At 56.7% G+C, this 6715-nt stretch carries 8 protein-coding genes; 4 read left to right on the top strand and 4 right to left on the bottom strand.

Annotated features, from left to right (window positions below):
- On the top strand, nucleotides 1-1702 hold a 1702-nt coding region (locus ACODSV_RS35670; protein ID WP_489078409.1), incomplete at its 5' end, for a hypothetical protein.
- 127 nt (nucleotides 1703-1829) lie between these two features.
- Here ACODSV_RS35670 and ACODSV_RS35665 read toward each other — a convergent pair.
- The 3 genes from ACODSV_RS35665 to ACODSV_RS35655 form a co-directional block, all read right to left on the bottom strand.
- A complete protein-coding gene (locus ACODSV_RS35665) occupies nucleotides 1830-2027 on the bottom strand; it encodes a hypothetical protein (RefSeq protein ID WP_150055316.1) in 198 nt (65 codons plus the stop codon).
- A gap of 144 nt (nucleotides 2028-2171) precedes the next feature.
- Nucleotides 2172-3122 (bottom strand): alpha-E domain-containing protein, encoded by a 951-nt coding sequence (locus ACODSV_RS35660; protein WP_053130092.1) that lies wholly within the window; start codon nucleotides 3120-3122, stop codon nucleotides 2172-2174.
- A 2-nt stretch (nucleotides 3123-3124) separates the two neighbouring features.
- Complete coding sequence (locus ACODSV_RS35655; RefSeq protein ID WP_150294471.1) at nucleotides 3125-4534, bottom strand: circularly permuted type 2 ATP-grasp protein; 1410 nt, start codon at nucleotides 4532-4534, stop codon at nucleotides 3125-3127.
- Nucleotides 4535-5030: 496 nt separating this feature from the next.
- Here ACODSV_RS35655 and ACODSV_RS35650 point away from each other — a divergent pair, with 496 nt between their 5' ends.
- The 3 genes from ACODSV_RS35650 (at nucleotide 5031) to ACODSV_RS35640 (ending at nucleotide 6022) form a co-directional block, all read left to right on the top strand.
- On the top strand, nucleotides 5031-5576 hold the full coding sequence (locus ACODSV_RS35650) for a hypothetical protein (RefSeq protein WP_454843637.1): 546 nt from the start codon (nucleotides 5031-5033) through the stop codon (nucleotides 5574-5576).
- Nucleotides 5577-5647: 71 nt separating this feature from the next.
- Complete coding sequence (locus ACODSV_RS35645; RefSeq protein WP_454843638.1) at nucleotides 5648-5860, top strand: hypothetical protein; 213 nt, start codon at nucleotides 5648-5650, stop codon at nucleotides 5858-5860.
- Between the two features lie 15 nt (nucleotides 5861-5875).
- Complete coding sequence (locus ACODSV_RS35640) at nucleotides 5876-6022, top strand: hypothetical protein (RefSeq protein WP_454843639.1); 147 nt, start codon at nucleotides 5876-5878, stop codon at nucleotides 6020-6022.
- Between the two features lie 56 nt (nucleotides 6023-6078).
- Here ACODSV_RS35640 and ACODSV_RS35635 read toward each other — a convergent pair.
- The coding region (locus ACODSV_RS35635; RefSeq protein WP_489047062.1) for an immunoglobulin-like domain-containing protein at nucleotides 6079-6715 on the bottom strand (637 nt) is incomplete at its 5' end.

The following is a 6715-nucleotide window of genomic DNA, read 5'->3' as shown; positions in this document are numbered from 1 at the left end:
CGGGAAATATGGCTCAACCAGTGGTGTGGTGACCTTTGTTATTCCCAAGACAGCAATAGCCGCCAACATCGGTAATGTGAACAAGACGTTTACCCTTAAATATGCGGTGACTCGTGCTGGGATAACGAGAGACTCGCTGACATTAACGGTGACGGTGACGCCGATACCTGCCGCCGAGCTGGCAAAGACCGTGATCCGTATCAATCAGGCCGACCCGACCACCAAGGTCCTGAACCTGAGTGCAGTAACCACCGGGGGAACTCTGCGCGTTGGGTCATGGCCGTTTATCGCCGCCTTTCAACCGGTAGCCATGGTGTTCAGCGGTTTCAAGGCGAATGGCGCAGCACATAATCTCACCGTGTGGACCCTGGCCCTCAATTCTGTAACAGAACTTTGGAACTCCAATCGTTGGTATGAACAGGTTATCGCGGCGACTTACTTCAATGAGCTGGGCCATAACACCAAACTGACCTTGCAGTTCAAAGCAGTGCTGGGCACCAGCAAACTTGATGCCGATGCCATTATCTTTGCGCCTACCGTCTACACCGTTGACACCCTGCCGGCTCAATTTCCGGTGCCCATACTGACCCAGGCCACCGGTAGCGGTACTGCGGTGACACTTGCGCCCTTGAGGGCGGAAAATGATGGCACGGTATCGGTAGCGTACTCACCGATGTATACCACCGACAGGATCAAGGTCACGATGGTCGGGACGGCGGGACTCGGCTCGCCGGTGATTGCCGAGAAATATGGCTTGGCCAGCGGCTCGGTGGCCTTTGTTGTTCCCAAGACGGCAATAGCCGCCAACATCGGTAATGTGAACAAGACGTTTACCCTTAAATATGCGGTGACTCGTGCTGGGATAACGAGAGACTCGCTGACATTAACGGTGACGGTGACGCCGATACCTCTTGACCGTCTGCCGTTCCCGTTGATCAATGGTGTCGCCCATAATGGGACATTGGACATTGCCAACTTACCAACGGATGCGAAAATCAGGATCGCCGCGTGGCCACTGCAATACTCCGGCATGTATATCTGGCTGCTCTACCGCTGCGAAGGAGCTAACCCTAATCCCAATATCATTTGGCCGGGCTCGCAACACAATTATGTGGGTGAGCTTGTGTACAGGGCGCCGCTGGCTTGGTTGGCAACCTGTCCGGATCGTGGAGTCGTCACTATCGAATTCAAAGTGACTTATGATCCGAATGCCAATGAGGCCGGCGCGGTATCTTTTCCGGTAACGCGGTATACCGTGCAAAACTCACCACCACTAGATGATTATACGAGTTTTGAAAATCACAACTGGAATGGTTGGAGTGGGAGAGCTGTAGCGATGGCGTGGACGATTGTAGTTGATCATGAAGGTACGTGGTGGGCTCGCCACATAGCCTCTGGATGGAATAATGAAACTGGTCCGTTATTGGGCAAAGTGTTTTCGGTCGTTAGCGGGAAAAAGTATTCAATAACCTTCAAAGCTGCTGTTCCATATTCACACGTGGTCGGAAACACCTTTTATATATCCGCAGGAGTCAATCAACGAGGCCCCGATTTTGTACCACCATTGTTTGAACCGCCGAAGGTATATACATATGAATTCATAGCCACTTCGAATTCTATGGATTTGGTTTTTATGGCTGCATCCCCGGATAGCTTAAAGAAGGAACTTAATCTGGAATATATCCATGTAAAACAATTGTAAATTCAGTGTATCTCCGTCAGTAAGGTGAGTGGCATCAAGTTCTTGCCGCTTCGCTTTCTTTACACCGGATTGTGTTACTGCTGGTAGGGGCTGCAACTGGTTGTGTTTTGCTGGGTTGGGCGTGTGATTAAATTGGGTTCGAATCCAGAGCAAGCAGCGCGAGCGTCAGCGCGCTGCTGACGGTCATGGCCACCCCATCGGCCTCGGCTGACAAGATCACTTCAACCTCGCCATTCCCCAGCGTATGCCGCAGGTTGGCCATGGCCCCGACAGCCGTACCCAATATATTCGCTCGGCAAGAGCTTTGCGCAAAAAAAACGCTCATGCCTGGTCCTTCCATTAGGACTTACTCACCGAGAATCCGTCTTCCCCGTACATCATCAACAACCTTCGAATTGCTCCCGATAGCGGTGGATCAGTCGGTAAATTGCTTAACTGACGCAATCGGGAGCAAGCCCCCTCTCACCGTTTACACGACCTCCAGATAAGAACTATGAATCGCCCCCGCCAACTCCCTCACGGTCTCAATAAACTCCGTCAACCGGCTGTGCAACCCATCTTCCAGAATCTCATCAATCCCCGTATACCTCAGTCGCGCCTCGAACTCAGCCGCCAACCGCTGCGCGGTACGCCCATAACTGCCGGGCAGGTCCGCGAGGATATGGCTCAATTCCTCAATACACGCATGCAGCGAACGCGGCACATCGCTGCGCAACAGCAGCAACTCCGACACCGAGCGCGCATTCAGCGCATTCGGGTACAGCTCGGTATACGCCTCAAATGATGACAACGCGCGCAGCAGGGCGCTCCACTGGTAGTAGCCGCGGGCCGAGAGGTCGCTGACTTCTTCGGACTCTTCACCAAACATCTCGTAGCGTGCATCCAGCAATCGCAGGGTGTTGTCTGCACGTTCCACGAAGGTACCCAGGCGGATAAACCGGTAGGCGTCATTGCGCATGATGGTGCCCGAGGTCGCGCCACGAAACAGGTGCGAACGTTGCTTGACCCAATCACAGAAGTGGCTGATGCCATGCCGCGCCAGGCCGCCGGCGGCGATGCTGCGCATTTCCAGCCAGGTGGCGTTGAGGTTCTCCCACATGTCGGCGGTGATGCGCCCGCGTACCGCGTGGGCATTGCCACGGGCCGCGCGCAGGCAGTTGTAGATGCTGGCGGGGTTCTCTTCGTCGAGGGCGAAGAAGTGCAACATGCGCTCGGCATCCAGGGTTTGGTGGCGCTCCAGGTAACTGTCCAGGGTGCCGCTGCTGAGCAACGACATCGCCAGTTCATCCAGGCCATCACTGCGCCCGGCCTGGGGCATCAGCGACAGTGAATAACTGACTTCAAGCATGCGCGCGAGGTTCTCGGCGCGCTCCAGGTAACGGGACATCCAATACAAATCTGCGGCGGTTCTACTCAGCATGCTCAGCCCTCCACCACCCAGGTGTCCTTGGTTCCGCCGCCTTGCGACGAGTTGACGATCAACGAGCCTTCACGCAGTGCCACCCGCGTCAGGCCACCCGGCACCAGGCGGGTTTCCTTGCCGGACAGCACAAAGGGCCGCAGGTCGATATGCCGTGGTGCGATGCCGTTTTCGACAAAGGTGGGGCACGTGGACAGGCTCAGGGTCGGTTGGGCGATATACGCATGGGGGCGGGCCTTGATGCGTTGGCGGAAGTCCTCGATCTCGGCCGCGGTGGACGCCGGGCCGACCAGCATGCCGTAGCCGCCCGAGCCTTGGGTTTCCTTGACCACCAGTTCGGCCAGGTTGGCCAGCACGTGGGACAGTTCATCCGGCTTGCGGCATTGGAAGGTCGGCACGTTTTGCAGGATGGGCTCTTCGTCCAGGTAAAACTTGATCATGGCCGGCACATAGGGATAGATCGACTTGTCGTCGGCCACCCCGGTGCCGATCGCATTGGCCAGCACCACGTTGCCGGCGCAGTAGGCGGCGACCAGCCCGGGCACGCCGAGCATCGAGTCCGGGTTGAATGCCTGCGGATCGAGGAACGCATCGTCGATACGCCGGTAGATCACATCCACCGCCTTGGGCCCGTCGGTGGTGCGCATGAACACCTTGAGGTCGTGCACGAACAGGTCGGCGCCTTCCACCAGTTCCACGCCCATTTCCCGCGCCAGGAACGCATGTTCGAAGAACGCGCTGTTAAAGCGCCCAGGCGTCAGCACCACCACATTGGGGTTGTCCAGGCGACTGGCGCTTTTCAGGGTCTTGAGCAGCAGGTTGGGGTAGTGGTCCACCGGCGCGATGCGCTGTTTGGCGAACACTTCGGGGAACAGGCGCATCATCATTTTGCGGTCTTCGAGCATGTAGCTCACGCCGCTGGGGGTGCGCAGGTTGTCTTCGAGCACGTAGTAAGTGCCGTCGCCGTCGCGCACCAGGTCCACACCGGAGATATGCGAGTAAATGTCGCGGTGCAGGTTCAGGCCGACCATGGCCTTTTGATAACCCTCGTTGCCCAGCACCTGGTCGGCCGGAATGATCCCGGCCTTGATGATGCGCTGGTCATGGTAGATGTCGGCAAGGAACATGTTCAGCGCCTTGACGCGCTGGATGCAGCCGCGTTCGATCACGCTCCATTCACTGGCGGGGATGCTGCGGGGGATGATGTCGAAGGGAATCAGGCGTTCGGTGTCTTGTTCGTCGCCATACAAGGTGAAGGTGATCCCCGCGCGATGGAACAGTAAATCGGCTTCGCGGCGACGCTGGGCCAGCAATTCCGGCGGCGTATTGGCCAGCCAGCGGGAGAAATCCTGATAGTGCGCACGGCACACGCCGTTTGCGTCATTCATTTCATCGAAGAAAGATCGAGCCATTCCAGTACCTTGTCAGTGCCGAGGACAACCTTGGGTGGCACTGCCGCTTAAAAAACCGCATTTTTTATGAGCCCGTGGCAGAGGGTGCCAACAGGCCTGGTCCTTACTTTCTTATGGGGGTCGGCTCTGGGTCAGGGGGTAACGAATGTTCCTGTATCGGGGCAGATGAATGGATAAAGCAATGCCTGTGCCGGAACGGGCATACCGCGCTGATTTCCCCGTGTGGCAAGCCCTGATGCCCGTCAGTCAAGGAGGCACACTGTATCGGTGGCGAGCGGGCAGGCCCCGCGTTGGGGGGCGAAGCGGCCCTAAACCTGGCGATTTAATCGGCCTGGATAAATGCGGTGGCCTTATTGGGGCCGCTTCGCGGCCCAACGCGGGGCTAGCCCGCTCGCCACAAGGGCATGCGGCGCCCTGGATTGGTGCATGAACAAACTTGAACTTCACCCCTACCGCCTTCTTCTAAGGGGGCTCAGCCCCGGCATGGAGCACCGATGTGCCCAGAATCATTTCACCCGACACCCCCGAATCGAGCCTGATCGATCACAGCGAACACAACGCCAAGATTTTCGGCTCGCCCAAGGACCGCCTGGATTTCTACCGCCGCGAGATCCAGTACGAAACCAGCATCCTGGCCAACCGCACCGACGCCTACCTCACCGCGCAATCGTTCCTGGTCATTGCCTTCGTCTCGGGCATGGGCAACCTCAACCCGGAGTGGGGCAAGTTGTTCACCCTGGTGGTGCCGGTGTTCCTGGCTTTCCTCGGCATCCTCAGTTCCCTGAATGCCTGGCCGGGGATCCGGGCCGCGTACGAGATCATCGACCACTGGCACTACAAGCAGAGCGAATTGCTGCGCAGCGAACCGCTGATGGGCATGGCCTACGATGAATCGCCGCTGTTCTCGGAGATGGAGTCCTCCCACAAGGGCTATCGCAAGTCGTTGCTGTTCTCCATGCGCGCGCCATGGCTGTTCATGGTGTTCTGGGTGTTGCTCGGCGCCTACGCCTTTTATATCCAAATCGATAATCCCGTTTCTTAAACCATTGGAACTTCAGCAACCCGCGCGGGACCTTACCTTGACGCAGGTTGCGTTTTCACCCGAGGTGCCCCATGAGCAAAGACCGCGATCCACACGTCAGCGATCGCAACGATCCCACCATCGACGGCGGCGAACCGGCCCCAGCCACTGCCGCCGACGCGCCGAAAGACCCCAAGCCCGCCGTCGACCCCAAGGCCAAGGAAAACGACTACAGTCCAGACTTCAAGCCCGAGCGCGAGCCCAAGCCTGAAACCGATGCGGATATCGATACCCAAGGCGGTTAGTTAGAGGAGGCGGTCATGTCCAAAGAACTCGAAGAAGCCCATGAAGAAGCAGATGAAGAGGCAGACGAAGACGAACTCAACGACCCGGGCAATGAAGACCCAGGGTCGCTGATGGATGATGCAGAAGTGCCGCTGAACGATGGTGTCGCCGGTGATATCTAAAAATCAGCCGACGCTGATACTCCCAAGTGTCAGCGTTGCGCAGTACATCAGGACAGCTACGTCAGTTTCAGGCAAATTGCGCCTCTGCCCGGCGTGCCAGGATCGTGCTGTTGCTGCGATATGACGACATAGGGCGCGGTCGGCGGGTTGGCAGTGAATGAAGTAATAAAGTAGGGCGTGTACTCACCTGTTTTTCCACCCACATAGGTCCCATTAAATGTAAATTTTGTGTTGAATGTAGTTTCAATCAAGAGCTTTTCGCTAATGGTTATTTTTTTTCCACCCTGCGACGCAACCCATTGTTCCACTTGATATGTCGTCATTACTTCATTGTTCTGGAGTATGCGGTAAACATTTGTGCAGGTGACTCGGTATGACACTTCATGGTTGTTGTTGTCTCTGGCTGTAATGATTGCGCTACCATTTTTAATACTTCTGACACGTCCCGTATCAAGCTCAACTGTCGCGATTGTTGTATCTGACGACCGATAACGTATCGGCGGGCTGCCCCCCGTGGCTTGGCGCTGATCGGTGGTTCCTATTGGGTCCCCCTTGATTGACCAGGTAATTGCGGTTCCTTCCGTGGTGACATTGAACCCCGCCAACTTCATTTCTGATCCTTCAATACTCAACGGCGACGCTTTTAAAACGGAGTAGATCACCGGTGGAAACACGATCGCATCCGCCCGTTCT

The organism is Pseudomonas sp. FG86, from assembly GCF_057808775.1.
This window is presented reverse-complemented; position numbering and strand designations above follow the sequence as displayed.

Excerpts from the sequence above, each read along its gene's own strand:
- ACODSV_RS35665 (WP_150055316.1), bottom strand. The coding sequence starts at position 2,027 with ATGAGCGTTTTTTTTGCGCAAAGCTCTTGCCGAGCGAATATATTGGGT.
- ACODSV_RS35645 (WP_454843638.1), top strand. The coding sequence starts at position 5,648 with ATGAGCAAAGACCGCGATCCACACGTCAGCGATCGCAACGATCCCACC.
- ACODSV_RS35640 (WP_454843639.1), top strand. The coding sequence starts at position 5,876 with ATGTCCAAAGAACTCGAAGAAGCCCATGAAGAAGCAGATGAAGAGGCA.
- ACODSV_RS35655 (WP_150294471.1), bottom strand. The coding sequence starts at position 4,534 with ATGGCTCGATCTTTCTTCGATGAAATGAATGACGCAAACGGCGTGTGC.
- ACODSV_RS35660 (WP_053130092.1), bottom strand. The coding sequence starts at position 3,122 with ATGCTGAGTAGAACCGCCGCAGATTTGTATTGGATGTCCCGTTACCTG.